Origin of the sequence: Amycolatopsis sp. lyj-109, from assembly GCF_046548995.1 — a bacterium.
Taxonomy (GTDB): Bacteria; Actinomycetota; Actinomycetes; order Mycobacteriales; family Pseudonocardiaceae; genus Amycolatopsis.
The window spans coordinates 308,421-332,072 of sequence record NZ_JAJPWR010000005.1 but is presented as its reverse complement, the minus strand read 5'-3'; the positions used below and the strand labels follow the sequence as shown (position 1 = coordinate 332,072).

General features: G+C 67.8%; 26 protein-coding genes and 1 tRNA gene. 13 read left to right on the top strand and 14 right to left on the bottom strand.

Features of this window, described 5'->3' with window-relative positions; all coding sequences use genetic code 11:
* Positions 1–4: 4 nt before the first annotated feature.
* Positions 5–712, bottom strand: coding sequence for a leucine-rich repeat domain-containing protein (locus ACLJQF_RS13695; RefSeq protein WP_410608736.1), 708 nt, complete (start codon positions 710–712; stop codon positions 5–7).
* Positions 709–1,551 carry a helix-turn-helix transcriptional regulator gene (locus ACLJQF_RS13690; RefSeq protein ID WP_410608735.1) on the bottom strand — a complete coding sequence of 281 codons (843 nt, stop codon included), beginning with the start codon at positions 1,549–1,551 and terminating at the stop codon, positions 709–711. Before ACLJQF_RS13690 ends, ACLJQF_RS13695 begins: the two co-directional genes overlap by 4 nt.
* A 111-nt stretch (positions 1,552–1,662) precedes the next feature.
* Here ACLJQF_RS13690 and ACLJQF_RS13685 point away from each other — a divergent pair, with 111 nt between their 5' ends.
* On the top strand, positions 1,663–3,066 hold the full coding sequence (locus ACLJQF_RS13685) for an MFS transporter (protein WP_410608733.1): 1,404 nt from the start codon (positions 1,663–1,665) through the stop codon (positions 3,064–3,066).
* A 61-nt stretch (positions 3,067–3,127) separates the two neighbouring features.
* Here the strand turns inward: ACLJQF_RS13685 and ACLJQF_RS13680 are convergent, their stop codons facing one another.
* The 4 genes from ACLJQF_RS13680 to mug form a co-directional block, all read right to left on the bottom strand.
* Positions 3,128–3,403 carry a GlsB/YeaQ/YmgE family stress response membrane protein gene (locus ACLJQF_RS13680; protein WP_364560436.1) on the bottom strand — a complete coding sequence of 92 codons (276 nt, stop codon included), beginning with the start codon at positions 3,401–3,403 and terminating at the stop codon, positions 3,128–3,130.
* A gap of 137 nt (positions 3,404–3,540) precedes the next feature.
* Entirely contained in the window at positions 3,541–5,376 is a 1,836-nt protein-coding gene (locus ACLJQF_RS13675) for an acyl-CoA dehydrogenase (RefSeq protein WP_410608731.1), read from the bottom strand.
* 159 nt (positions 5,377–5,535) lie between these two features.
* Entirely contained in the window at positions 5,536–6,321 is a 786-nt protein-coding gene (locus ACLJQF_RS13670) for a response regulator transcription factor (protein WP_410608730.1), read from the bottom strand.
* A gap of 265 nt (positions 6,322–6,586) precedes the next feature.
* Positions 6,587–7,150 (bottom strand): G/U mismatch-specific DNA glycosylase, encoded by a 564-nt coding sequence (gene mug, locus ACLJQF_RS13665; RefSeq protein ID WP_410608729.1) that lies wholly within the window; start codon positions 7,148–7,150, stop codon positions 6,587–6,589.
* Positions 7,151–7,266: 116 nt separating this feature from the next.
* Here mug and ACLJQF_RS13660 point away from each other — a divergent pair, with 116 nt between their 5' ends.
* Entirely contained in the window at positions 7,267–7,443 is a 177-nt protein-coding gene (locus ACLJQF_RS13660) for a hypothetical protein (RefSeq protein WP_003058066.1), read from the top strand.
* Here ACLJQF_RS13660 and ACLJQF_RS13655 read toward each other — a convergent pair.
* On the bottom strand, positions 7,384–8,013 hold the full coding sequence (locus ACLJQF_RS13655) for a VanZ family protein (protein ID WP_410608728.1): 630 nt from the start codon (positions 8,011–8,013) through the stop codon (positions 7,384–7,386). The two genes, ACLJQF_RS13660 and ACLJQF_RS13655, sit on opposite strands and share 60 nt — an antisense overlap.
* A 242-nt stretch (positions 8,014–8,255) precedes the next feature.
* Between ACLJQF_RS13655 and ACLJQF_RS13650 the strand changes: the two genes are divergently transcribed.
* The 4 genes from ACLJQF_RS13650 (at position 8,256) to ACLJQF_RS13635 (ending at position 12,339) form a co-directional block, all read left to right on the top strand.
* Complete coding sequence (locus tag ACLJQF_RS13650; RefSeq protein WP_410608727.1) at positions 8,256–9,335, top strand: Gfo/Idh/MocA family protein; 1,080 nt, start codon at positions 8,256–8,258, stop codon at positions 9,333–9,335.
* A gap of 51 nt (positions 9,336–9,386) precedes the next feature.
* Positions 9,387–10,166 carry an alpha/beta fold hydrolase gene (locus tag ACLJQF_RS13645; RefSeq protein WP_410608726.1) on the top strand — a complete coding sequence of 260 codons (780 nt, stop codon included), beginning with the start codon at positions 9,387–9,389 and terminating at the stop codon, positions 10,164–10,166.
* A gap of 116 nt (positions 10,167–10,282) precedes the next feature.
* Entirely contained in the window at positions 10,283–11,974 is a 1,692-nt protein-coding gene (locus ACLJQF_RS13640; RefSeq protein WP_410608724.1) for a bifunctional metallophosphatase/5'-nucleotidase, read from the top strand.
* A gap of 38 nt (positions 11,975–12,012) precedes the next feature.
* Positions 12,013–12,339, top strand: a complete 327-nt coding sequence (locus ACLJQF_RS13635) for an MmcQ/YjbR family DNA-binding protein (protein WP_410608722.1) — start codon at positions 12,013–12,015, stop codon at positions 12,337–12,339.
* Here the strand turns inward: ACLJQF_RS13635 and ACLJQF_RS13630 are convergent.
* On the bottom strand, positions 12,332–12,859 hold the full coding sequence (locus ACLJQF_RS13630) for a GNAT family N-acetyltransferase (protein ID WP_410608721.1): 528 nt from the start codon (positions 12,857–12,859) through the stop codon (positions 12,332–12,334). The two genes, ACLJQF_RS13635 and ACLJQF_RS13630, sit on opposite strands and share 8 nt — an antisense overlap.
* A gap of 8 nt (positions 12,860–12,867) precedes the next feature.
* On the bottom strand, positions 12,868–13,245 hold the full coding sequence (locus ACLJQF_RS13625) for a nitroreductase family deazaflavin-dependent oxidoreductase (protein WP_410608720.1): 378 nt from the start codon (positions 13,243–13,245) through the stop codon (positions 12,868–12,870).
* An 87-nt stretch (positions 13,246–13,332) separates the two neighbouring features.
* On the opposite strand from ACLJQF_RS13625, the gene ACLJQF_RS13620 reads away from it, so the two are divergent.
* Positions 13,333–13,983, top strand: a complete 651-nt coding sequence (locus tag ACLJQF_RS13620) for a hypothetical protein (RefSeq protein ID WP_410608718.1) — start codon at positions 13,333–13,335, stop codon at positions 13,981–13,983.
* Positions 13,984–14,012: 29 nt separating this feature from the next.
* Here ACLJQF_RS13620 and ACLJQF_RS13615 read toward each other — a convergent pair whose 3' ends face one another.
* The gene (locus tag ACLJQF_RS13615) at positions 14,013–15,212 is read right to left on the bottom strand and encodes a cytochrome P450 family protein (protein ID WP_410608716.1); all 1,200 of its coding nucleotides are present in this window, start codon (positions 15,210–15,212) and stop codon (positions 14,013–14,015) included.
* A gap of 118 nt (positions 15,213–15,330) precedes the next feature.
* Here ACLJQF_RS13615 and ACLJQF_RS13610 point away from each other — a divergent pair, with 118 nt between their 5' ends.
* The 3 genes from ACLJQF_RS13610 to ACLJQF_RS13600 all read left to right on the top strand — a co-directional run bounded on the left by ACLJQF_RS13610 (position 15,331) and on the right by ACLJQF_RS13600 (position 17,631).
* A complete protein-coding gene (locus ACLJQF_RS13610; RefSeq protein WP_410608715.1) occupies positions 15,331–15,681 on the top strand; it encodes a YciI family protein in 351 nt (116 codons plus the stop codon).
* Positions 15,678–16,871 (top strand): RNA polymerase sigma factor, encoded by a 1,194-nt coding sequence (locus ACLJQF_RS13605; RefSeq protein WP_410608714.1) that lies wholly within the window; start codon positions 15,678–15,680, stop codon positions 16,869–16,871. The genes ACLJQF_RS13610 and ACLJQF_RS13605 overlap by 4 nt, the downstream gene beginning before the upstream one ends.
* Positions 16,872–17,142: 271 nt before the next feature.
* On the top strand, positions 17,143–17,631 hold the full coding sequence (locus ACLJQF_RS13600; RefSeq protein ID WP_410608712.1) for a hypothetical protein: 489 nt from the start codon (positions 17,143–17,145) through the stop codon (positions 17,629–17,631).
* Here the strand turns inward: ACLJQF_RS13600 and ACLJQF_RS13595 are convergent.
* From ACLJQF_RS13595 to ACLJQF_RS13585, 3 genes are all read right to left on the bottom strand, one after another.
* The gene (locus tag ACLJQF_RS13595; RefSeq protein WP_410608711.1) at positions 17,613–19,124 is read right to left on the bottom strand and encodes an SEFIR domain-containing protein; all 1,512 of its coding nucleotides are present in this window, start codon (positions 19,122–19,124) and stop codon (positions 17,613–17,615) included. The two genes, ACLJQF_RS13600 and ACLJQF_RS13595, sit on opposite strands and share 19 nt — an antisense overlap.
* Positions 19,125–19,199: 75 nt before the next feature.
* On the bottom strand, positions 19,200–19,718 hold the full coding sequence (locus tag ACLJQF_RS13590; protein ID WP_410608710.1) for a hypothetical protein: 519 nt from the start codon (positions 19,716–19,718) through the stop codon (positions 19,200–19,202).
* A 103-nt stretch (positions 19,719–19,821) separates the two neighbouring features.
* Positions 19,822–19,892, bottom strand: a tRNA-Gly gene (locus ACLJQF_RS13585).
* A 109-nt stretch (positions 19,893–20,001) separates the two neighbouring features.
* On the opposite strand from ACLJQF_RS13585, the gene ACLJQF_RS13580 reads away from it, so the two are divergent.
* Complete coding sequence (locus tag ACLJQF_RS13580; protein ID WP_410608708.1) at positions 20,002–21,195, top strand: oxygenase MpaB family protein; 1,194 nt, start codon at positions 20,002–20,004, stop codon at positions 21,193–21,195.
* A gap of 63 nt (positions 21,196–21,258) precedes the next feature.
* Positions 21,259–21,840, top strand: coding sequence for a dCTP deaminase (gene dcd / locus ACLJQF_RS13575; protein ID WP_410608706.1), 582 nt, complete (start codon positions 21,259–21,261; stop codon positions 21,838–21,840).
* Between the two features lie 36 nt (positions 21,841–21,876).
* Here the strand turns inward: dcd and ACLJQF_RS13570 are convergent, their stop codons facing one another.
* Complete coding sequence (locus ACLJQF_RS13570) at positions 21,877–23,070, bottom strand: FAD-dependent oxidoreductase (RefSeq protein ID WP_410608704.1); 1,194 nt, start codon at positions 23,068–23,070, stop codon at positions 21,877–21,879.
* Between the two features lie 73 nt (positions 23,071–23,143).
* Here ACLJQF_RS13570 and ACLJQF_RS13565 point away from each other — a divergent pair, with 73 nt between their 5' ends.
* Entirely contained in the window at positions 23,144–23,626 is a 483-nt protein-coding gene (locus ACLJQF_RS13565) for a MarR family winged helix-turn-helix transcriptional regulator (RefSeq protein ID WP_410608703.1), read from the top strand.
* Positions 23,627–23,652 lie beyond the last annotated feature (26 nt).

Here is a 23,652-nt window from a genome sequence, read left to right as displayed (position 1 = left end):
GTTGTCAGCGAAGGACCATGCACCCCGCCTCCTCGAAGTCGCGCAGCCACGCCGGCTCCCGGAGCTGCTTGTTCCAGCGCAGATCCAGCTTGTCCAATTTGGACAAACGGGCGAGCGACGCCGGCAACGTCGTCAACGAGTTCTCCCGCAGGTCCAGCTGACGCAGTTCACCGAGCAGGCCGATCGACTCCGGCAGCGCGGTGAGCCGGTTGCCGCGCAGGTGCAGCTCCCGCAACGTCCCCAGCGCGCCGATCGACTCGGGCAGCGCGGTCAGCTCGTTGCGGTACAGCCGCAGTTCGCGCAGCGCCGCGAACCCCGAGAGGTCCGGCGGCAGCGCGGTGAGCCGGTTGTCCGTGCACCCCAGGTACCGCAGCTTTCCCAGCCGGCACCAGGCATCCGGGAACTTCGTCAGCCGGTTGTCGCTGAGGTACAGGTACTCGGTGAGCCCGGCCAGGTCGCCCAGCTCGCCGGGCAGCGCGTCGAACCGGTTGTGCGCCAGATCGAGCGTGTGCAGCGACGTCAACGCCGAGATACCCGGCGGTAGCGCGGAAATCCGGTTCGCCGCGAGGTTCAGCACCTCCAGCCCGGACAGCGACCACAGCGACCCGGGCACCTCCGAGATCGAGTTCTTGTACAGGTCGAGCCGGGTGACGTCGTCCGGCAGCGACGGCACCGACGTCAGCCCCTGATCGCTCAGGTCCAGTGACGTCATGACCCCTCCATGCGAGTCAAGGGCAGCCGCGACCACGTGCGCGGGTCGTCCGGAGTGGACACCTGGATCCGCAGCCCCGGCGCCTCCGAGACCGCCAGCTCGGTCAGCCGGAGGCGCATCCGGCCCGCTCGCGGGTGCTCGAACTCCCGCAACCGCGGCCGCGGTTCCGCCACCTCGTGCCGCGCCCACACCGCGGCGAACTCGGGGCTCAGCGCGGCCAGCCGCCGGATGTCCTCTTCCCACAACGGGTCACCGATGTGCCTGCCGTATTCGGCACGCATCCGCGCGACCATGTGCGGGACCTCCTCGTCGTAGTTCAGCAGCATCCGCCGCGCGTTCGGCTCGGTCACGCAGCACCACAGCAGGTTCTTGTGCAGGCACGGCAGGCTGTGCCACTCCCAGAACAGCTCCTCCTGCGCCGCGTTCGACTCGAGGATGTCGAACCGGCCGTTGATCACGGTTGCGGGCAGCGGATCGAGCGCGCGCAGCACTTCGCGCACCGTGTCCGGCACCACCTCGACCGACGACGGCAGCCGCGACGGCGTCAGCTCCGCCAGCCGGTACAGGTGCTCCCGCTCGGGGTGATCCATCCGCAGCGTGCGCGCCACCGCGTCGAGCACCTGCGCACTCGCGTTGATCGACCGCCCCTGCTCCAGCCACGTGTACCAGGTGACGCCGACGCCGGCGAGCAGCGCGACCTCCTCCCGCCGCAACCCGCTCGTGCGGCGGCGCACGCCGGGTGGCAGCCCGACCTCCTCCGGGCCGATCCGCGCGCGGCACGCCTTGAGGAACTGGCCGAGTTCCTCCCGGCGGCTGGTGTGGACCTGCGTCGACGTCATGCGGAACATGGTGCCCGAGGGGTACGACAATTTTCGTCGAAGCAGGTGCTGCCAGTACCAGCATCAGCAGGCTCTCTCCACCCACAAGAGAAGAACCCCAAGGTCAGACGCATGACTCTGACCACCTCTGCCCCGGCCATCCCGGACCGGGCCGCGCGGCCGTGGTTCATGCTGGCCGTCCTCCTGCTCGGCCAGTTCATGGCGTTGCTCGACGTCACCGTCGTGAACGTCGCCATGACCGACATCCGCACCGACCTGCACGCCTCCGGCGCCGCGCTGCAGCTCGTCGTTTCCGGCTACACCGTGGGCTACGCGATGTTGCTGATCACCGGCGCCCGCCTCGGTGAGCTGTTCGGGCGGCGACGGCTGTTCGTCGCCGGTGTCGCCGCCTTCACCGGCTGCTCGTTGCTGTGCGGGTTCGCGCCGGACCCCACCACGCTGGTCGTGGCGCGGATCGCCCAGGGCGCCGGGGCGGCGCTGATGATGCCGCAGGTCATCAGCGTCATCCAGGCGCAGTTCAGCGGCGCCGCCCGGGCCAAGGCGCTCAGCGCGTACACCGCGGTCATCTCGGTGGCGTTCGTGTCCGGCCAGGTGCTCGGCGGGGTGCTCGTCGGCGCGGACCTCTTCGGCGCCGGCTGGCGGCCCATCTTCCTGGTGAACGTGCCGATCGGGGTGCTCGTGGCCGCGCTCGCCCTGCGTCTGGTGCCCGGCGGCGCGGCGAAAGCGGGCCGCCGGCTCGACCTCGCCGGCCTCGCGCTGGCCGTGCCCGCGGTGGTGCTCGTCGTCCTGCCGCTGGTCCTCGGGCACGAAACCGGCTGGCCGGTGTGGACGTTCGGTTCGCTCGCGGCCGGGACGCTGCTGGCGGTGCTGTTCGTGGTCGTGGAACGCCGGGTGCGCGACCCGCTCGTCAACCTGGACGTCCTCAAGGTCCGCGGTGTCGCACCGGGACTGGCCGCGCTGGCCACCGGCGTGGCGTCCTACGGCGGCTTCCTGTTTTGCGTGGCCTTGCACCTGCAGGCGGGCCTCGGGGAGACGGCGCTGGCCGCCGGGCTCACCATGGCGCCCGGCGGCGTCGTCTTCGGCGTGTGCGGGTTCTTCTGGCACAAGCTGCCGCAACGCATCCACGCGGCACTGACGCCGTGCGGCTACGCCGGGTCGGCGATCGCCTACGGGTTGCTGGGGTTGAGCCTGAAGGACGGCGGAAAGGGCGGCGCACTGTTCTTCGCCGCGCTGCTGCTGTTCGGCTTTTCCATGGGCCTGGCCTTCGGGTCCCTGATGGCGCACGCGCTGACCCACGTCCCGCTCGAAAGCGCGGCGGACGCCAGCGGCCTGCTCACGACGACGTTGCAGCTGGGCCAGGTCGTCGGGGTCGCGACGTTCGGGAGCCTGTTCCTGACGCTCGCCGGCGGTTCGTCCGCGCACGCCATCACCACGACGATGACCTGGGCCGCGGTCTTGCTGCTGGTGGGCGTCGGATTCGCGGTCGCGCTCGCGCGCGCGTCGGCCAGGCGGTAGGCACGGAAAAGCCCGGCCGGTTCACCCGAAGGTGGACCGGCCGGGCCGAGATCCCAAAGCGTTACCTGGTTACCCCACGACGGCCGTAGGCACCCGCGGCGATGCTGACGCCGATCGCGGCGAGCACGACCTGGGTGAGGATCTCCAGCCAGTCGATCCCGTTCGTGTCGGCGTAGCCCAGCCCACGCGCGATGGCCGTGCCGATGAACGCGGCGATGATACCGATCACGATGGTCAGCCAGATCGGGACATTCTGCTTGCCGGGAGCGACCAGCCGGCCCAAAACGCCGATGATCAACCCGACGATGATGGCACTGATGATGCCGGCGACAGTCATCGCTTCTCCTCTCGGTGGTCGCGGGTCCGGCCACTCGGTCCCGCGAACTCGAAGACGGAATTCCCCGGCGATCCCAGCCCGAAACGCCGAAGGGCCCCTTCCCGGTCAGGAAGGGGCCCTTCGGCGGAACACGTTGATCAGAACGCGGCTTCGTCCAGCTCCATGAGCGCGTTGTCGGCGGCCTCCACGATGGCGCGGCGGGCGGTCAGTTCCGGCAGCACCTGCTTCGAGAAGAACGAGGCCACGGCGATCTTGCCCTCGTAGAACGGGACGTCCTTGGCGGACGCGCCCGCGTCGAGCTTGCCGATGGCGACCTCGGCGTGCTTGAGCAGCTGCCAGCCGATGACCAGGTCGCCGACCGACATCAGCAGCCGGACCGTGTGCTGGCCCACCTTGTTGATGTTCTGCGGGTCTTCCTGCGACGTGGTCAGGTAGCCGATCAGCGAGCCGAGCATGCCCTGGGTGTCCTCGAGGGCCTGCTTGAGCAGCGCACGCTCGTTCTTGAGCCGGCCGTTGCCCGCCTCGGACTCGATGAACTTGGTGATCTCACCGGCCACGAACGCGAGCGCCTGGCCCTTGTCGCGGACGATCTTGCGGAAGAAGAAGTCCAGCGACTGGATCGCCGTGGTGCCCTCGTACAGCGAGTCGATCTTGGCGTCGCGGATGTACTGCTCGATCGGGTAGTCCTGCAGGAAGCCGGAACCGCCCAGCGTCTGCAGCGACTGCACGAGCTGCTCGGTGGCGCGCTCGGAGCCGACGCCCTTGACGATCGGCAGCAGCAGGTCGTTGACGCTGTGCGCGAGCTTCTGGTCGCCTTCGCCGGTCCACAGCTGGTCCTGGAACGATGCCGTGTACAGGTACACCGCGCGGAGGCCCTCGGCGTACGCCTTCTGGAGCATCAGCGAGCGGCGGACGTCCGGGTGGTGCGTGATGGTGACGCGCGGGGCGGCCTTGTTCAGCATGTTCGGCAGGTCGGCGCCCTGGACGCGCTCCTTGGCGTACTCGAGCGCGTTGAGGTAGCCGGTCGACAGCGTCGCGATGGCCTTCGTGCCGACCATCATCCGGGCGTACTCGATGACCTGGAACATCTGCGCGATGCCGTCGTGCACCTCGCCGAGCAGCCAGCCCTTGGCCGGGGTGCCGTGCTGGCCGAAGGTCAGCTCACACGTCGTCGAGGCCTTGATGCCCATCTTGTGCTCGACGTTGGTCACGAAGGCGCCGTTGCGCTCGCCCAGCTCACCGGTCTTGGTGTCGAAGTGGAACTTCGGCACGAGGAACAGCGACAGGCCCTTGGTGCCCGGCTTGGTCTCGATCCCGGGACCCTCGGGGCGGGCGAGCACCAGGTGCATGATGTTTTCGCTCATGTCGTGCTCGGCCGAGGTGATGAACCGCTTCACGCCGTCGATGTGCCAGGAGCCGTCCTCCTGCTGGGTGGCCTTGGTGCGGCCCGCGCCGACGTCGGAGCCGGCGTCTGGCTCGGTCAGCACCATCGTGGCGCCCCAGGCCCGGTCGATCATGAGCTGAGCCCAGTGCTTCTGCTCTTCGGTGCCGTTCTTGTTCACGATCATCGCGAAGTTCGGGCCCGCCAGGTACATGAACAGCGGGGCGTTCGCGCCGAGGATGAGCTCGGACGCCGCCCACTGCACCGTCGGGGGGAGACCGAAGCCGCCGAGGTCGTTGGTCAGGCCGAGGCGCCACCACTCGCCGTCGAGAAGCTGCTTGTAGCTCTTCTTGAAGGACTCGGGGATCTTGACGCTGAACGTCTTCGGGTCGTACACGGGCGGGTTGCGGTCGGCGTCGGCGAAGGACTCGGCGAGCGGGCCGGTCGCGAGCTTGTTCAGCTCGGACAGCACGCCGCGCGCGGTCTCTTCGTCGGATTCGGCGAGCACGCCCTTGCCCAGGCGTTCCTGCACGCCGAGTACCTCGAAGAGGTTGAACTCCAGGTCTCGGACGTTGCTCTTGTAGTGGCCCATGTCGTCACTCCAATGTGTTCGGCTCCCCGGCCGGGCACATAGTCGCCTTACTCGCCGGTAACTTCAGGATATTACCTGCGGGTAACTCGGGCAAGCAGATCCGCACTTCCGAGTATCGGAAATCCACCAAAAAGGCGCCTTCGGCCTGGGGAAGAGCCGTCAGCGGTGGCCTGGGATCGCCGTTGTGTCCGCCGTCACCGGGACGTAGCCGTCTTCGGCCAGTGCGATGAGTATCCCGCTGCGGAAGGCGATCGTCACCGCATGTGTCCGGTCCCGGGCGGACAGCTTGCGCAGGATGCTCTTCACGTGGGTCCGGACGGTTTCGACGGACAGGAACAGCAGCTTCGCGATCGCCGAGTTTTCGAGCCCCTCGGCGACCAGTTGCAGCACCTGGTACTCGCGCCTGGACAGCGGCATCGCGCCGCGCGGCGCCGAGGGGGTGTCGTGCGCGAGGTCGCCCTTCGGCGCGGCCGCGCGCTTCGGCCGGGCGGTCAGGGCGGCCAGTGCCGGGTCGATGTACCGGCGTTCGCTGTGCGCCCGCCGGATCGCTTCGGCGAGCCGTCGTGAATCGATCGACCGCGGCACGATCGCGTGCGCGCCGGCGGCGATCGCGGCCGCGAGGTACTGCTGCGTGCGATTCGCGTCACGGATCAGGGTGACCAGGATCAGCGCCGGATCGCCGGCGTTGAGCAGCTTGGTCAGGTGGCAGTTCGGGTCCAGCGCCGAGTCCAGGACGACGACGTCCGGCTTGACCTGCTCGCACAGCTGCAGGGCCGCGTGGTGGCTGGCGGCCTGCCCGGCCCAGTGCAGCCCCTGGTTGCGGTGCACGAGCGCGGCGAGGCCGTCGCGGAAGATCGGCACCGGATCGACGACCGCCACGCCGAGGCTGCGCCCGCCGGGTCCGGCCGGCCCCGTGGGCCTGCGGGTGGGCTCGATGCCGTGCATCGCGGGCCTCCGTATCTGCGCGGTCGCTTCCGGGAGCCGGACGTCTCCGGCGCCGTCCGGTTCCCTGCTTGGACCGGCTGGAAGTGACTCCTCCTGCTTGGTACGAGTCGCGATTGCGCAGCTCATGACGCCAAATCCCCCTCATGGCCCAATCCGCCGGTCACAGCAAACTCTCCGTAGAAGACGATCATGGAGAGCTGGCGAGGCGGGGCGGGAAAGGACCTGATGGGGCAGTCGGCGCTACTGAGGGTGGCCCGCGATCCATTCAACGATTTCGACAGTCTTCGGATGCGGTCCGCAGCTCGGCGAACTCGGCCGCCAGCCCGGCCGGCGTCCAGTGCGCGTTGAGCCCGCTCGGGTTGGGCAGCACCCACACGTGGGTGTCGCCGATCCGGTGCTCCTGCTGCCGTCCGACGCGCGCCTTCGGGAAGCCGAACGCGGTCCGGTAGGCGGTGATCCCGACAACGGCCAGCCACCGCGGCCGGTACTCGAGCACCTTGGCGACCAGCAGTTTTCCGCCTTCGCGCAGCTCGTCATCGGTCAGTTCGTCGGCTCGGGCGGTGGTCCGGGCGACGACGTTGGTGACGCCGAGGCCGAGATCGAGCAGCTTGTCCTGCTCGCCGGGTGAGTACAGCCGCGGGGTAAAGCCGCTTTTGTGCAGCGCGGGCCAGAAGCGGTTGCCGGGGCGGGCGAAGTGCTGCCCGAGGGCGCCGGAGTAGAGGCCGGGGTTGATGCCGCAGAAGAGGACGTCGAGGTCGGGCGCGATGACGTCCGGGATGGTGGCGTTGTGCGCCGCGGCCAGCTGGTCCTTCGTGGGTCGGGTGCTCACCGCTCCAGTTTCCGGTCGATCCGGTGCTACCGCGCTGTCGCGTGGGGTAGCCAATTCGGTACTGACCTGCGTAACCTGTGTGATCTCTCGCACAGCGCCGTACCGAGGAGGATTTCGTGCAGCTTCCGATCGTCCTCGGTCTGGTCGCTCTCGTCCTGGCCGTCGCCGCGCTGGTCGTCGTCCTGGAAGACCGGCGGGCCGCCAAGCGGGCCGCGCTGCAGCGGAAAGCCCGGTTAGCGCGCCTCGGCGAGGTGGACCCGCTCGCGCCGGGCCGGCTGCACGTCGACCGGTGAACGCCGGAGCGTCAGCAGCAACAGCGCTCCGAACACCCAGCCGACGACGGCGCCGAAGGCGTTGTTCATGAGGTCGTCGACGTCGAAGATCCGGTAGACGTACGGCGCCGTGCCGAAGTTCGCCGTGAGCTGCGTGATTTCGATGAGCAGTGCCGCCGTGAAGCCGATCAGCGCGGTGCCGGTCAGGCCGCGGCGCCAGAGGATCCGCGCGAACACCCCGAGCGGCACGAACAGCAGGACGTTCAGGCACGCCTGCTGGAACGTCTGCGTCGTGAACCAGGTTCCGCCGTGCTTGAGCAGCTCCGTGTGGATGTCGGCGATCCACTGGAAGGGGTGCAGTTGCACGGTCTGGCTTAGCCGGCGGGTACCGGGGCCCGGCAGCGGCAGGAAGACGACCGCGAGCGTCATGCAGCTGTAGAGCAGCACCGCCGCCGTGGTCGCGAGGCCGCGCAGCCGCAGGCCGCCGTGCCCGGCGAGCTGGGCGATCAGCTGCGGCACCAGCACCACGACCCACAGCGCGAGGAAGGCGGTGAAGCCGTACTGCAGGGCGGTGAGCTGTGCGTTCGTCATGCCACCGACGCTATGGATCTTGGCCCCGGCGCCGCTTCGGTCGAAGAGCCCGACGGTCCGGGGCCGCCATCGGCCACTCGGCCGACCCGCGCGCGGCCGATCGGCGGCCCGTGGGTGATCGATGTCATGCCGGCGTAACCGGATGCTGCTTGCGCCGACCCGGGAATGCGCACGACGCTCGGCACGTCGTCTTTGTGAAGACAGGCGCAAAGACGCAGTGCACGGCAACGAAAGGAACGCTCATGGCACCGGTCCGGGTCGGCATCGTCGGGCTCAGCGCGAACGGTGGCTGGGCCGCGACCGCGCACGTGCCCGCACTGGCCGCGGTGGACGGCTACGAACTCCGGGCGCTCAGCGGCAGCAGCGCGGAGTCGGCGCGGGTAGCCGGAGAGAAGTACGGCGTGCCGCTGACCTTCGGCGACGCCGGGGAACTCGCCCGGCACCCGGAGGTCGACCTCGTGGTGGTCGCGGTGAAGGTGTCGCAGCACCGGGCGCTCATCGAGCCCGCGCTGGCCGCCGGCAAGCAGGTGCTGAGCGAGTGGCCGCTGGGCGTCAGCCTGGCCGAGACCGAGGCGCTGGCCGAAGCCGCGCGGGACAAGACGACCGCGGTCGGCCTGCAGGGGCGTTCGGCGCCGGCGTTGCGCTACCTGCGTGACCTCATCAAGGACGGCTACGTCGGCCGCGTGCTCTCGACGTCGCTGATCGCTTCGGGCGCGAACTGGGGACCGTCGGTGCGGGCCGGCCGCGACTACCAGCTGCACCCCGCGGGCGGGGCGACGATGCTGACCATCCCGTTCGCGCACACCGCCGACACGGTGGCCATGGTCCTCGGCGGCTTCGCCGAGCTGTCGGCGACGATGGCGACCGTCCGGCCGCGGGTGCGCGACGAGGTCACCGGCGAGTCCGTCGAGATGACCGCGCCGGACCAGATCGCCGTCACCGGGGTGCTGACCGGGGGCGCCGTCGCGTCCCTGCACCTGCGCGGCGGGACGTCGCCGGCCACGAACTTCCGCTGGGAGATCAACGGCACCGAGGGCACGCTGGTCGTCGACGCCGCGGATCCGCTGTTCTGGATCGCGAAGCTGACGCTGCGTGGCAGCCGGACCGGCACGCTGGAGAAGCTGACCGTGCCCGCGCGGTACGAGCTGCCGCAGCTGGCCGGCCGCAGCGCCGAGCCGTCGTACAACGTGGCGCACGCGTACGCCCGCCACCTCAAGGGTGACCTGCCGGACTTCGCGCACGCCCGGCGCGTGCACCGCGTGCTCGACGCCGTCCAGCGGTCGGCCGACAGCGGGACCCGGGTCCAACTGGACGCGGAGTAACTGTTACTGCTGGTTGTAGCTTTTCCACTACCCGAGCCTTACGCTCGGATCATGGACGACGTTGTCTACGACCGTGCGGGCCGGGGCGAACCGCTGGTGCTGATCCACGGCATCGGCCACCGCCGTCAGGCGTGGGCGCCGGTGTTCCCGCTGCTCACGGCCCATCGTGACGTGATCGCCGTCGACCTGCCCGGCTTCGGTGAGTCACCTGCCCCGTCCGGCGGGTACGGCATCGAGCCCGCGCTGGTGATGTTCAAGGAGCTCTTCACCGACCTCGGGCTCGACCGGCCGCACGTCGCCGGCAACTCGCTCGGCGGCCTGCTGTCGCTGGCCCTGGGGCAGGCCGGGCTGGTTCGCAGCGTCACGGCGTTGTCGCCGGCCGGGCTGTGGAACCGGCGCCAGAAGATGTACGCGATCGCGACGCTCAAAGCCCATCGCGCCCTCGCGCAGCGCACGCCACCGCACGTCGTGCGCCGGATCGCCGCGAGCGCGTCCGGGCGGCGCGCCCTGACCGGGATGATCGTCGGACGGCCCGAGCGGCTGACACCCGACGTCGTCGTCGACGATGCTCACGCGCTCGCCTTCGCGCCGGGGTTCGAGCCCACCGCCGCGCAGTCCCGTGGGGACTTCCGCTTCACCGGGCCGGTCACCGATGTCCCGGTGACCATCGCGTGGGCCGAGCACGACCGGATTCTCGCCCGCCCGCGCGTTGCCGACCTGCGGAAAGTTGCGCCGCGTGGGGTGTTTCGGCTGTTGCCGGGCTGCGGGCACGTGCCGATGAGCGACGACCCGGAGCTCGTCGCGCGGGTGCTGCTTGACGGAAGTCGTTAGATGACATTCCCTTTACGTCCGTCTTTTGACCCTGGTAGGTGACTGCTTCGCCAGGCAGAATCCTCCGCCGTGCGCCCGTTCGGGGACCCTGGGCGCGAATCGGAGGAAGAACACTCATGAGGCTTTCGACCCGGCTCGCGGTGTTGGCCGCGGCCGCGCTGGCGACCACGGCGGTGACCACCGCACCCGCGTCCGCGGGCCAGCGCCCGGATCCCACCACCGACGTCCGGATCATCGGGTTCAACGACCTGCACGGAAACCTCGAGCCGCCGTCCGGCTCCAGCGGTCGTGTCGTGCAGTCGGACGGGACCACTGTGGACGCCGGCGGTGCCGCCTACCTGGCCACGCACGTGAAGCAGCTGCGCGCGCAGGCGGCCAACTCGTTCGTCGTGTCCGCCGGTGACAACATCGGTGCGTCGCCGCTGACCTCGGCGCTGTTCCACGACGAGCCGACCATCGACTTCCTGAACATGCTCGGCGTCAGCGCGTCCGTCGTCGGGAACCACGAGTTCGACGAGGGCTACCAGGAACTGCAACGCATGCAGTTCGGCGGCTGCCACCCGACCGACGGCTGCCAGTTCCAGAAGACCTTCGACGGTGCGAAGTTCCCGTTCATCGGGTCCAATGTGTACTTCACCAACGGCCTGCCCGCCCTGTTGCCGTTCACCGTGAAGTTCGAAGGTGGCGTGCCGATCGGCGTCATCGGCGCCACGCTGAAGGACCTGCCGTCCGTCGTCACGCCGGAGGCCATCAAGGGCCTGAAGTTCGGCGACGAGGTCGAGGCGATCAACCGGACCGCGAACCTGCTCGACTTCTTCGGCGTCAAGGCCCAGATCGTGCTGATGCACCAGGGTGACGGCACCGAGGTCGAGGGCCCGAACGACTGCAAGCTGCGCCCCGGCCCGGCCGCCGCGATCGCGGCCGCGGTGACGCCGAAGGTAGACGCGTTCTTCACCGGGCACAGCCACCAGCAGTACAACTGCGTGATCAACGACCCGGCGGGCCAGCCGCGGCCGGTCATCCAGGGCTCGTCGTTCGGCCGCCTGCTGTCGGTGGTGGACCTGAAGATCAGCCGCAAGACCCGGGACGTCGTGCGGTCGCAGACCAAGGCGTTCAACGAGATCGTCACCCGCACGGTGACGCCGGACCCGGCCGTGGCCGCCCTGGTCGCTGACGCCAAGACGAAGTCCGCGCCGATCGCGAACAAGCAGGTCGGCACCATCACCGCCGACCTGCCGGCGGCGGGCAACGCGGCCGGTGAGTCGCCGCTCGGCGACGTCATCGCCGACGCGCAGCTCGCGGGCATCGCGCCGAACGACGCGGTCATCGCCGTGACCAACCCGGGCGGCATCCGCGCCGACCTGACGTACAAGTCGTCCCCGAACGCCGAGGGCGACGGCGTCGTGACCTACGGCGAGGCGTTCACGGTCCAGCCGTTCTCGAACATCATGCAGACGATCACGCTGACCGGCGCGAACCTGAAGAACGTGCTGGAACAGCAGTGGACCGCGGCCGGCACGAAGATCCTGCAGATCTCGAGCTCGCTGCACTACTCGTACTCGGCGAGCGCGCCGATCGGCTCGCGCGTCTCGAACATCACGGTCAACGGCACGCCGGTCGACCCGGCGGCGACGTTCCGCGTGTCGGTGAACAACTTCCTCGCCGCCGGCGGGGACGGCTTCACCGAGTTCACCAAGGGCACCGGTCTCGTGGGTGGCCCGGTGGACCTCGACGCCCTGATTGCCTACCTGGGAGCCCACCCGAACGTGGCCCCGCCCGTGGCGGACCGGATCACCCGCCTGCCGTAGTTCCCGTTTTTGCAAGACACCGGGTCGACAATGGACCCATGACGACCTGGGAAGACGTCGTACGCCTCGCCTCCGGCCTGCCGGAGGTGGAGGTGTCGACGTGGTACCGCACGCCCGCGCTGAAGGTGGCGGGCAAGGGTTTCGCGCGGCTGCGCACCGAGGCCGAAGGTGGCCTGGTGGTGCTGTGCGGGCACGACGAGAAGGCCGCGTTGCTGGAGTCCGGCGACGCGGCCTTCTTCACGACCCCGCACTACGACGGGTACGGCTCGATCATCGTCGACCTGGACCGTGTCGAGGTCGATCAGCTGCGCGAGCTGCTGGAAGAGGCGTGGCGGCTGAAGGCGCCACGCCGGCTCCTCACTTGAGCTCGCCCTTCAGCATGCTCATCAGGATCATGTCGTGGCGGCGGCCGCCTTCACCGACGAAGGCCTCGCGGTGCCGGCCGTCTTCGGAGAAACCGACCTTCCGGTAGACGTGCCGGGCGCGCTCGTTCTCGGCGACCACCCAGAGCGTGATCATGTGCAGGCGCATGGCGTCGAAGCCGTAGCGGCACATGACGCGCATGGCGTCGGTGCCGTAGCCGCCGTTGCGGTACTCGGCGTCGCCGATGTAGATGTCCAGTTCGGCGTTGCCGACCTCGGGCTCGGCGTCGCGCAGGTCGACGATGCCGATCAGCTTGCTGTCGGCCTTCGTCTCGATGCCGAGGACGACCAGCTCGTACTTGTTGACCGGGCGCTCCTCGCAGCGCTTCCGGATCTGCGCGCGCGAGCGCGGGTGGTCGTTGACCATCCAGCGGCCCACTTCGGGGTCGTTCGCCCAGTCGTAGATCTTGTCCGCGTCCTCGGGCTCGAGCGCGCGCAGCCGGACGAGGCCCCCTTCGGGCATGGCTCCCCCTAGTCCCGCTTCACCAGCAGGAAGTCGTGAACGTTCAGCAGGCCGAGGAACTGGCGCACGGGCACCGGCATCGCTCGGCGTGACTCATCATGCACGAGCTCGGGCGAGTGCACTTCGTAATTTTTCCGCTGGGTGATGATGGTGCAACTCTCCGCGGCCAGCACGTTCTTCACCCAGTCGGTGTCCGGGCCGTAGGTGAGCGCGACGACGAAGCCGTCGGCGGTCCGGAAGACGTTCAGCGGGGTGCGGTACTCCCGGCCGGACTTCCGTCCTTTGTGGATGAGCAGGCCGAAGCCCGGCGCCCAGTTCACGACGTACTTGTTGATCCGGTTGGTCACCACGCGGTTGAAGCGGGCGAGTCCTTTGGGCAACACCATGGCACCATGATATCAACAGCTGATGAATTTATCGATCGGGTGACCCCGGCTCCCCGCACGCACCGCGGCGATGGTGGGATATGGCGCATGTCGACCGAATGGCCGCTGCGCCAGGACCCGGAAGGGCCGGTCATCATCGCGCTGGCCCTGGTGAACGACCCCGACGCACTGGGCTTCGTCGTGCTGGACGACGAGGACGACTGGTTCATCAGCGACGGCACCGAGCTGTCCGACGACGTGCTGGTCAACCGCGAGAACTTCGGCAAGATGTCGCTGCGCGAAGCCGTCGAACTCCTGCCGCAGCTGGGCGCGCTGGCGGGCCTCCCGACCGGGATGGCCGCCGACTGGGACCCGGAGCGCCGCACGTGGCTGCTCTCGTCGGTGACCGGTTCCGACGACGAGGACGAGGACATCCGGCTGCTCGCCCTGCGCCGCGCGGCCTGGAAGTTCGAGGGCTCGCCGGACGACGAAGCCCAGATCAGCAGCGGCCTGACCGAGATCCCGACCGGCTCGCAGCAGCCGGTGCGCGCCGTTCGCCAGGTCGTCCGTGAGCAGGACGGCACCTGGCTGTTCGTCGGTTTCGAGGTCCCCGAGGCCGAGGACTTCGAGGTCGAGGGCCTGGAGCTGGAGCACGTGGCGAACCTGTACCCGGACGTGCGCACGGTGCTGAAGGCCGCGCCGGGCCAGGTGTACGACCGTGCGACGCCCGAGTCCGACTGGGAGCTCGTCGAAGGCTGATCCTTCTTCCGGGTGGCGAGCCCCGGTGGTCACAGCTCGATCGGCAGGTGGAAGAGCCCGCGCGTGATCGGGCTCGGCCACCAGGTGAGTTCCGCTACGGGCACCGCGAGCCGGGCCGTCGGCAGGCGGCGGAGCAAGGTTTCGAAGGCGACGTCGGCCTGCAGCCGGGCCAGTGCCGCACCGATGCACAGGTGTGGCCCGATGCCGAAGGCGATGTGCCGCCGCTCGGTTTTCCGGTGTCCCGGCCGGAAGGCGTCGGCTTCCTCGAACGCCGCGGGGTCCCGGTTGGCCGCCAGCACGGAGACGAGGATGGGGTCGCCGGGCCGCATGAGCCGGCCGCCGATCTCGACGTCCTCGGTGGGGAACCGCCAGGTCGCGTTCTGCAGCGGCGCGTGCAGCCGGAGCGTCTCCTCGAGGACGGCCGCGCGGTGAGCGGGGTCGGTTCTCGCTTTTGCTGCTTCGCCGGGATGGGTCAGCAGCGCGAGGGCGCCGGTCGCGATCAGCCCGACGGTGGTCTCGTGGCCGCCGATCAGGATCAGGAACGCCGTCGACGTCACCTCGTCCGCGGAAAGCGTGCCGGTGGCTTCCTGCGCGACTAGGTCGCTGATCAGGTCGGTGCCCCGCACCGCCCGCTTGGCCTCGACGACCTCGGTGACCAGCCGTTCCAGCACGTCGGTGGCTTCGCGGACCTTCGAACCGTCGGTGTCGTCGGCCGAGTCGATGACGAGCGACCACTCGTGCACGTCCTCGCGGTACCGCTCGGGCACCCCGAGCAGGTCGCAGATGATCGCGATCGGCAGCGGGTAGGCGAGATCGGTGACGAGATCGCCGTGCCGGCGCGCCTCGACGGCGTCGACCAGCTCGTCGGTCACCTGCTGGGCGCGCTCGCGCAGGTGCTGCATCCGCCGCGGGCCGAACGCGCCGGCGCAGGCACGCCGCAACCGCGTGTGCTCGGGCGGATCGGTGTTGATCATGTGCGACGCGAGCGACGGCCGGTGGTCGAGCGGCAGGCCCATGCCGGAGCGCTGCCACTCCTCGTTGCCGGCGGCGGGGCTCTTGACCAGGGCGGGGTGGTTGAGCGCCGTCACGGCGTCGGCGTACCGCGTGACCAGCCAGGCCCAGGTGCCGGTCGGGAAGGCGAGCCGGTGCGGCGGTCGTTCGCGCAGCCAGGCATAGGCGGATGAGGGGTCGCGATCGAAGTCCGGACCGAACAGCGCGGGCTCTCCCATGCGCCCACCCTGCCCGCCGGACTTTCTTCGCGACAAGTGTCCCGGCGCGGCTTCGCCCGTTCGTCCTTACAGTGAGAACCGGCGATCGGCGCCGGCCAGGACCCGCGAGGAGCACCTCATGCCCAAGTACGCCGCGATCATCTACGCCACGGACATCGACCCGACCACGCCCGAGGCCACGGACATGATGAAGGACTACGACGAGTTCGGCGCGGGAGCGGCCGCGGTGATCCGCGGCGGCGCGGCGCTGTACCCGACGGCGACCGCGACGACGGTCCGCGTCACCGGCGGCAAGGGCGGCGACATCGTCACCAGCGACGGCCCGTACGCGGAGACGAAGGAAGCCCTCACCGGCTTCTACCTGCTCGAATGCGCCGACCTCGACGAGGCGGTCAAGGTCGCGGCGCAGATCCCGGGTGCCTGGGACGGCGCGATCGAAGTCCGCCCGGTCGTCGACTTCGGCAAGTGACCGGCGCCGGGGACGCGGTCGCGCGGCTGGTCCGGGACGAGGGAACCGGGGTACTGGCCACGCTGGTCCGCGTCACCGGCAGCGTCGACCTGGCCGAGGACGCGGTCCAGGACGCCGTCGTGCGCGCACTGGAGACGTGGCCGCGCGACGGCGTCCCCGAAAACCCACGCGGCTGGCTCCTGGTCGCGGCCCGCCACCGCGCGGTGGACGTCGTCCGCCGCGAGGCCAAGCGGCAGGGAAAGGAGGCCGTCGCGATGCCCGCAGTCGACCCGCACCCGGACCCGGTGGTCGTCCGCGACGACCTGCTGCGCCTGGTCTTCACGTGTTGCCACCCGGCGTTGTCCCTGGACGCCCAGGTGGCGTTGGCCCTTCGGACATTGGGCGGTTTGTCGACCGCCGAGGTCGCTCGCGGCCTGCTGCTCCCGGAAGCGACGATGGCGAAGCGGCTGACACGCGCGAAGCAGAAGATCGCTCAGGCGCGGATCCCGTACCGCGTGCCCCCGGCGGAGGAGCTCCCGTCCCGCTTGGCCGGCGTGGCGTCGACGGTGTACTTGATCTTCAACGAGGGCTACACGGGCCGCGTTGCGTTGCTCGCGGAGGGCGTCCGCTTGGCGCGCTTGCTGGTGTCGCTGATGCCGGACGAGCCGACGGCCTTGGGACTGCTGGCTTTGGTGCTGCTGCAGGACGCCCGCCGCACCGCGCGGTTCCGCCCGTCCGGCGAGCCGGTGCTGCTCGCCGAGCAGGATCGTTCGTCGTGGGACGCGTCGCTGATCAAGGAAGGCGTCGAGCTGGTGGGCCGGGGCCTGCGCCGGACACCGGCGGTGCCGAACGCGTACGTGGTCCAGGCGGCTATCGCGGCGTGCCACGACCTCGCACCCTCTTACGAAGAGACGAACTGGGACGCGGTGATTTCCTGGTACGACGTGTTGTTGTCGACCCAGGACACACCGGTGGTGCGCCTGAACCGCGCGGCGGCGGTGGCGGAACGGGACGGGGCTGCCTCGGCATTGGCGCTGGTGGATGCGTTGACGGGGCTGGATGATTACCCGTGGTGGCACGCGTCGCGGGCGGAGTTGTTGCACCGCTTGGGTTCTTCGTCGGCAGCGGCGGCATTGGCTCGGGCGGAGGAAACGGGTTTGCCTGCTGCGCACGTGGCGCATTTGCGAGCTCGGATCGGGCCAGTCGCATGAGACGGCCTGGGCTTGTCGGCAAGACTCGGCTGCCACGTTGCCGAATTGTGTCCAGCGGTGAGGGTCAGCCATCGGCGACGGGTATCGAAGATCGCTCCAACCCGTCGGGGTGCTGTCATGTGCTGACCGGCGTGTCAACTGACGCGTAAATTGACGTTCGTGTCACCATGTTCGGGACCGGGTCGAACCAGGCGGTCGTCATATGGCGATCTTGGTTTGAATGGTGCAGGAGGATGCTTTGTCGAGTACGGGACCCGAAGGAGGTTCTTGCGTGACCAGCGATCGTCGACAGGGTGGAACCGTCGTCGTCTGTGGATCGATGAAGTCGCTCGATCTCATGTCAAGGATAGCTTCCGTGATCGAAGACGCAGGTGTTCAGGTTGTTACACCGTCTCCGGATCGTTTCCATCCAGAATCAAGTGTCGAAGTCAGAAATAGACGTAAGAGAGAAGCATCGCTGGACTACATGAGAAAGATTCGAGGCAAGGACACGGTCGCGATTTTGGTCGTGAACACGCATCGACCGGAGGCCGAGAATTATATCGGCCCGAACTCCTTTGCTGAAATTAGCATCGCCTTCGCGGATGATCGAAAGGTGTTCCTGTTGAATGGAATGCCGGACGCGTACTCCGAGGAGCTTAGCGCTTGGGGTGTTCGTTGCCTCAATGGCGACGTGAAACCATTGCTTGAAGAGCTATCTGCACCGCGGTCGGTTGATTTTGAAACCTGGCAAACGGCGCTTCAGTCCGAATTGGTGTGAGATATCCATTGAAATACCCGTATAAATGATCGCGTGATTGAGGTGTCTGCTCGTAAGTTGATCAAATCGATCGGCGAAGCGTTCAGCACCTTCTCTGCCACTCCGGCGTCTTTTAGAGTGCGGATGGTGGCCTTGAAAGGCAAGTCCACGCCTGCCGAGGGTACGCGTGGGCTGTGCAAGTAGTTGAGGTCGGCGACCACGCCCACTTGAAGTTCGTCGACGTAACTCTGGGTGTAGTGGTGGTTGATATACAAACCGGCGCGCTTGGTGATAATTCCCTGCGCGCTGGAGATCGTGGATTGGTTATATAGCGCAAGAATGGCATACTCGGGCGTGAATGCTCGCCCGGCCAGTGCTGCGGGTACGTCAGCCCAGCGTTCTTCGAGATCTGATACCTGATTCGGCGCTATTCCCTCCGTGAAACGTCCAAGGTCTGCAAGACCACGCCACCAAGCATTTCGAATGTCGGCCGTCGCTGATCTTTCTCGTGTTCGAAAGGGTGGGGTTTCGTCTTGTCGGTCGAGCGCTGCTTGGTACTTGAAGTGGCGCTCCCCGCCTTCTTCGTACTGGAGCATCTTCAAAGTTGCGAAGTCGAACAGGTTGGCTTCGCTGCCGACCAAGACAATCTGGCCGAGCTCGAACAGTGGTTGGTAACTGTCGACGATTTTTGCACAAAGATCTGATTCCAGGTAACTTGCGGCAGGCACGTACACGGTCTGCGCGGCAAGGATTGCCAGCTGGGTCGCTCGCCTCACTTCTGCGCCAATGCGGTTGGCGTTTCTTCCAGCTGAGACCTCGTGAAGGAAATGTGGGTCGAAGTAATGCAAGAAAATTCCAGGTAGCGGCGCTAGCAGGCGTGGATCTTCAGTTGTGATCGCGGGTATCTGCAGGGTCTCGCTGATCTCGTTGTCAGGTGCTGTAGAAGGTAAGTTTGGTAGATGGGGAGCCGTGCCGATATTTGTCTCTGGCTCTTCTGGCTGGTCGGTTATAACCCGAAGTAGATTCACTACTCCGTTGTCTGACAACTCATCGATGGAGTATGAAGTGGCGGTCCTTGGGTTGAGCCACGCTGGGAGGTCGTCGGCCGAGTGGCCTGGCAGGACAACGGGGAGATACTTTCGTAAGGCGACCTGGCGATCGCGGTATATGTCCTCGCGGATTAGCATAGCTTCCCAGGAAACGCTGCGACCTTGGTGCGGTGCGTCCTCGCCTTCGGCTTGCCGCTTGTACTCGGGAGACGCGATGATGAGGACGAAGTCCGCCCTGATGATCTGTCGCTGGTGCCAAGCTGCCCAGTCTTGCCGGTGTCGCGCAGCGTAGAGATCGATTTCTGTTTCGATACCGTTGCGACGAAGAAGGTGGGCCAAATGTCGAACGGCTTCGTTGTGTTCCTCATCTGCGCGCGCATATGATATTAAGACGCAAGGCGGCTGGGTCTGATCGGTGCTGGGACTGTGGTTGCAATCTGATTTTCCCGTGCCTACGCCGTCCATCGCACCACCTCTCCCTGTCCGGATGGTACCCCGGCTGCGGTTCGATCGCGATCGTTGGTTCGGCAGGCCGTCTGGTCAGGTGTCCAGGTAATCGCCGGCGAGGAGGCGTCTTTCCCATTCGGCGTGGGAACCTTGTTCGTCGACGTAGAGTGGATGAATTTCTTTGTGGATGACCAGGTTGATCAGCTGTGTTGGAGTCGTGACCCGGTCCGGGCTCACCCGTACGGGGAGATCTTTCGGAAACTCGCTGAAGTAAATCGATTTCCCGGCCTGCAGTATCCGTCCGATCTCGTAACAGGTTGTCCGTCCAACATAGCCGAATGGTGCAACGACGTAGACGAGGTCTGCGCGGAGAATTCGATGGAGGGCCAGGGTCTGGACCATGGCGTCGTCCAACGCTTCATCGTCGCTCTCGAAGCGGACGAAGGGGACCCCTGCGGTTATAATTCGAGAGCCAAGTGGGCTGGTGATGGCTATTCCGCTGGCGCTGATTTTCTGCCATGCGTCCAATACTTGCTCGTAGAACTGGCGGAAACTGCCGATGATGGCAACGGTGGGAGCGTGGTCAGTAGACAGCATGATCCCTCCGGTCATGAACGGTCCTCCACCGTAGCGCCGATCGGCGTCGGGCCAGGGATAGGAGCGCACAACAGAAGACCCCGATCGGCTTGTGGCTCGGTCGGGGCCTTCGGTGGAGAGCGGATGACGGGAATCGAACCCGCGTATTCAGCTTGGGAAGCTGATGTTCTACCATTGAACTACATCCGCAGTGCGTCGTCAGCATACACGGCACCGCGATCCCCTTGTCCAGCGCCCTCTGCCTTGACTCGTGCGCCTCATGTGACAACACTTGTTGTCGACTCCGGAGGTGAGCGTCATGGACGAGCCCGAGCTGTTCCGGCAAGGCGGGTTCCGGCTGGCTCAGCGGCTGTTCGTCGAGGGTGACATCCGGGGCGACGAACGCCAGGTCGCGCGGCTCCGGGAGTTTGCGCAGGTGCAGGACCGGCTCGCGGACGACGTCGTCGCCTGGATGGCGCAGCAGCCCAAGGGGCACGGGCGGAAGCTCTTCGAAGACGCCCTGATCGACCGAGCCGCAGTACCCGGGCCGCTCAAGGACTTCTTCGACCAGGTCGACGCCAAGCCCTACTGGGTCGACGACGAGCGGCTCGAGCGTGGCGCGAAGGCCATCACCCGGGCCGGGTTGCTGGGTCTCTTCCCGCTCGGCGACATGTCGCTGATGGGCGGCTATCTCGCCTCGCGTGCCACGAAATCGCTGGTCGGGACCGGGGAGATCGAATACCAGGCCACGCGGCGACTCGTCGAGACCGCCGCCTGGTGGATCGATGTCACGACGCCCGGGGCCCTCAAGCACGGTGGGAAGGGGTACGCCTCCGCGCTGCGGATCCGGCTCGTGCACGCCCACGTGCGCGCCGCCATGAACCGGCGGGACGACTGGGACTACGCCGCCTGGGATCGGCCCGTCAACCAGGTGCAGACCGCCGGGACGCTGCTGCTCTTCTCGCTCGTCTACGTCTTCGGGACGCAGCTGCTCGGCCTTCGCTACTCCGCCCGCGAACGCGGCGACATCCTGCACCTCTGGCGCTACATCGGGTGGCTCATGGGCGTCGACGACGAGTTGCTGCCCACTTCGGAAGAGGACGCCTGGCGGCTGCTGTGGCTGCTCGCCGCCACCGAGTTCATCCCGGACGACGACTCGAAGCGGCTCGCCAAGGCGCTGATCGAGGCCAACGCCGCCGTCGGCGAAGGGCGTGGGGCCGTCGGGAAGGTGCTTTCGCACGTCTCCGTCGCCGTGCACTCGTCGATCAGCCGGCTCGTGCTCGGGAAGACGAATGCCGACTTCCTCGGCCTGCCGAACGACCCCGTTGCGCAGGCCGCGATCGTTGCGGTGGCGAGCGTCAACTTCGCCGCCGAGACCGTGCGGCGGTTCATCCCCGGAGCCACCGCGCTGCAGGAACGGATCGGCCAGGCCGGGCGCCGCGGGTACGTGAAGCGGCTCGAGAAGATCTTCGCGCCCGATACGACCTACGCGCAGCACATGCGGGCCGCGTGAAGAGTGACGTGGCTCGCCGTCGCCTAACTGGATCTAATTTTGCTGGTTGGTTACGCTGCCGCGGTGCTGCTAAGTGACCGTGACCTTCGCAAAGAGATCGAATCCGGCGGTCTTGGGCTGGAACCGTTCGCCCCGGCCATGGTTCAGCCGTCCAGCGTCGACGTCCGGCTCGACCGGTTCTTCCGCGTCTTCAACAACAGCAAGTACACCCACATCGACCCGCAGTTGCAGCAGGACGAGCTGACCTCGCTGGTCGAGAAGGAGGGCGACGAGCCCTTCGTGCTGCACCCCGGCGAGTTCGTGCTCGGCTCGACGTTCGAGCTCGTCACCCTGGCCGACGACCTCGCCGGCCGCCTCGAGGGCAAGTCGTCGCTCGGGCGTCTCGGGTTGCTCACGCACTCGACCGCCGGGTTCATCGACCCCGGCTTCTCCGGGCACATCACGCTCGAGCTGTCGAACGTCGCGAACCTGCCGATCACCCTCTGGCCGGGCATGAAGATCGGCCAGCTGTGCATCTTCCGGCTGTCGAGCTCGGCCGAGCACCCGTACGGCTCCAGCGAAGCCGGGTCCCGCTACCAAGGGCAGCGCGGCCCGACCCCGAGCCGGGCGTACAAGAACTTCCACCGCGTCGACACCTGGCGGTAGTGGATTCGCCCTCGGCGGGAAAAAGTACCTCGGGCGCTAAACCGCGATCTTTTCGTTCCAGTCGATGCGGTGGTTCCACATGAAACCGTTCGGGTCCTCGTCGAACGGCTTCGAGAACGCCCGCTTGATGAAGAAGTCGCGGATCACCCGCCCGACCGGGCCGATCGCCTTCTGGTCGCCGTTGCGCTTGCCGGCCGCGACCACTGCTTCGACGCGCCCGCGCCGCAAGCTCTCGTACGTGGCCAGCGCGCGCTCGACGTCGGGCACGTCGCGGAGGCATTTGCCCAGCGTGACGGCGTCTTCGATGGCCATCGAGGCGCCCTGGCCCGCTGCCGGTGACGTCGCGTGCGCCGCGTCGCCGATGATCACCATGCGGCCGCGGTGCCAGACCGGGACCGTCGGGAAGTCGTACGTCGGCCAGGCCGGGTAGAGCTCCCGCGTCGCGCGGATGATCTCGGCGGCCGGTGTCCGGTCGCCGGCCACCAGGTGCAGGAGTTCGGCGCGCAGCTTGTCGCCGGCGAGCGTGCCGAGCTCGGCCGCGGTCGGCTCGGTCTTGCGAGCCGGGTTCGCGAACCACCAGACGCGGCCGTCCGTGCTGACCACGTGGCAGAAGAACACGCGCTTGCCGAACACCATGTTCAGCACACCCGGCTCGTCGGGCAGGTCCAGGCCTTCGGCGAACCCGCCGGTGTTCAGCAGCGGGACGTACCGCGGCGCCGGCGCGTCCGGGTCGATGATCGTGCGGACCCGGGAGCGGAGGCCGTCGGCGCCGATCAGGAGGTCGCCCTCGGCGTGTGAACCGTCCGCGAAGTCCGCGCTGACGTGGGTCTTCGTCTGATTCGCGCCGGTCAGGCGCTTGCCGTACTCGACGCGGATGCCGCGTCGTACGGCCTCGTCGCGCAATGCGACGTAGAGATCGGAGCGCAGGACGGTCTGGCTCACCGTGCCGTCCTGGAGGGTGCCGCCCAGCGGGAATTCGGCGAGCCGCGTGCCGTTGCCGAGCCCGATCGACATCCGCGGCGAGTCGAAGCCGACGCTCCGGACGACGTCCTTGAGGCCCAGCGGGAGCAGCGCGTCCAGGCCGTTGACGGCCAGCGTCAGGAACGCGCCGACGCCCTCGGAGTCACGGTCGTAAGCCTCGAAGACCACGGACTGGTGCCCGGCTTCGTGCAGGGCGATGGCGGTGATCGTGCCCGCGACGCCGCCCCCGATGATCAGTGCCCGTGTCATGTCGTTCGACCCCTCGAATGTCTTAGAAAGTAATTCGTTCTGTCGAACTAAAGAGTGGGCTAGGCTGGTCGCCGTGTCAAGCGAGCGAACGAAACTCGTCGAAGACGTCCTGCTCAGGTCGCGGGAGCTGTCGACGGAGACGGTCATGTTCCACACCGCGATCTCCGAGACCCGGGGGCTGTCGGCGGTGGAGAGCAAGGTGCTGGACTACCTCGCGCGTTTCGGCCCGCAGACGCCGAAGGACCTCGCGCGCCTGTCGGGGCTCGCGCCGGCGTCGGTGACGGCGATGATCGACCGGCTGGAGAGCAAGGGCATCGTCAACCGCGAGCCGCACCCGGACGACCGGCGCAAGATCCTCATCGCTCTGGACCTGCAGTCCATCGCGAGCGCGGTGCACCTGTGGGACCACCTCGTCAAGGGCATGTACGAGCTCTGCGACCGCTACACCGACGGCGAGCTCCGGACGATCATCGGGTTCGTCCAGGCCGCCACCACCCTCACCCACGAGTCGACGGCGAAGCTGACCGGCGCCGACTCCGGATCCACGAACGAGTGAGTTTGAAGGCGTAGCACCGGCTCTCG

Excerpts from the sequence above, each read along its gene's own strand:
- ACLJQF_RS13695 (WP_410608736.1), bottom strand. The coding sequence starts at position 712 with ATGACGTCACTGGACCTGAGCGATCAGGGGCTGACGTCGGTGCCGTCG.
- ACLJQF_RS13690 (WP_410608735.1), bottom strand. The coding sequence starts at position 1,551 with ATGACGTCGACGCAGGTCCACACCAGCCGCCGGGAGGAACTCGGCCAG.
- ACLJQF_RS13685 (WP_410608733.1), top strand. The coding sequence starts at position 1,663 with ATGACTCTGACCACCTCTGCCCCGGCCATCCCGGACCGGGCCGCGCGG.
- ACLJQF_RS13680 (WP_364560436.1), bottom strand. The coding sequence starts at position 3,403 with ATGACTGTCGCCGGCATCATCAGTGCCATCATCGTCGGGTTGATCATC.
- ACLJQF_RS13675 (WP_410608731.1), bottom strand. The coding sequence starts at position 5,376 with ATGGGCCACTACAAGAGCAACGTCCGAGACCTGGAGTTCAACCTCTTC.
- ACLJQF_RS13670 (WP_410608730.1), bottom strand. The coding sequence starts at position 6,321 with ATGCACGGCATCGAGCCCACCCGCAGGCCCACGGGGCCGGCCGGACCC.
- ACLJQF_RS13655 (WP_410608728.1), bottom strand. The coding sequence starts at position 8,013 with ATGACGAACGCACAGCTCACCGCCCTGCAGTACGGCTTCACCGCCTTC.
- ACLJQF_RS13650 (WP_410608727.1), top strand. The coding sequence starts at position 8,256 with ATGGCACCGGTCCGGGTCGGCATCGTCGGGCTCAGCGCGAACGGTGGC.
- ACLJQF_RS13645 (WP_410608726.1), top strand. The coding sequence starts at position 9,387 with ATGGACGACGTTGTCTACGACCGTGCGGGCCGGGGCGAACCGCTGGTG.
- ACLJQF_RS13640 (WP_410608724.1), top strand. The coding sequence starts at position 10,283 with ATGAGGCTTTCGACCCGGCTCGCGGTGTTGGCCGCGGCCGCGCTGGCG.
- ACLJQF_RS13635 (WP_410608722.1), top strand. The coding sequence starts at position 12,013 with ATGACGACCTGGGAAGACGTCGTACGCCTCGCCTCCGGCCTGCCGGAG.
- ACLJQF_RS13630 (WP_410608721.1), bottom strand. The coding sequence starts at position 12,859 with ATGCCCGAAGGGGGCCTCGTCCGGCTGCGCGCGCTCGAGCCCGAGGAC.
- ACLJQF_RS13625 (WP_410608720.1), bottom strand. The coding sequence starts at position 13,245 with ATGGTGTTGCCCAAAGGACTCGCCCGCTTCAACCGCGTGGTGACCAAC.
- ACLJQF_RS13620 (WP_410608718.1), top strand. The coding sequence starts at position 13,333 with ATGTCGACCGAATGGCCGCTGCGCCAGGACCCGGAAGGGCCGGTCATC.
- ACLJQF_RS13615 (WP_410608716.1), bottom strand. The coding sequence starts at position 15,212 with ATGGGAGAGCCCGCGCTGTTCGGTCCGGACTTCGATCGCGACCCCTCA.
- ACLJQF_RS13610 (WP_410608715.1), top strand. The coding sequence starts at position 15,331 with ATGCCCAAGTACGCCGCGATCATCTACGCCACGGACATCGACCCGACC.
- ACLJQF_RS13595 (WP_410608711.1), bottom strand. The coding sequence starts at position 19,124 with ATGGACGGCGTAGGCACGGGAAAATCAGATTGCAACCACAGTCCCAGC.
- ACLJQF_RS13590 (WP_410608710.1), bottom strand. The coding sequence starts at position 19,718 with ATGACCGGAGGGATCATGCTGTCTACTGACCACGCTCCCACCGTTGCC.
- ACLJQF_RS13580 (WP_410608708.1), top strand. The coding sequence starts at position 20,002 with ATGGACGAGCCCGAGCTGTTCCGGCAAGGCGGGTTCCGGCTGGCTCAG.
- ACLJQF_RS13570 (WP_410608704.1), bottom strand. The coding sequence starts at position 23,070 with ATGACACGGGCACTGATCATCGGGGGCGGCGTCGCGGGCACGATCACC.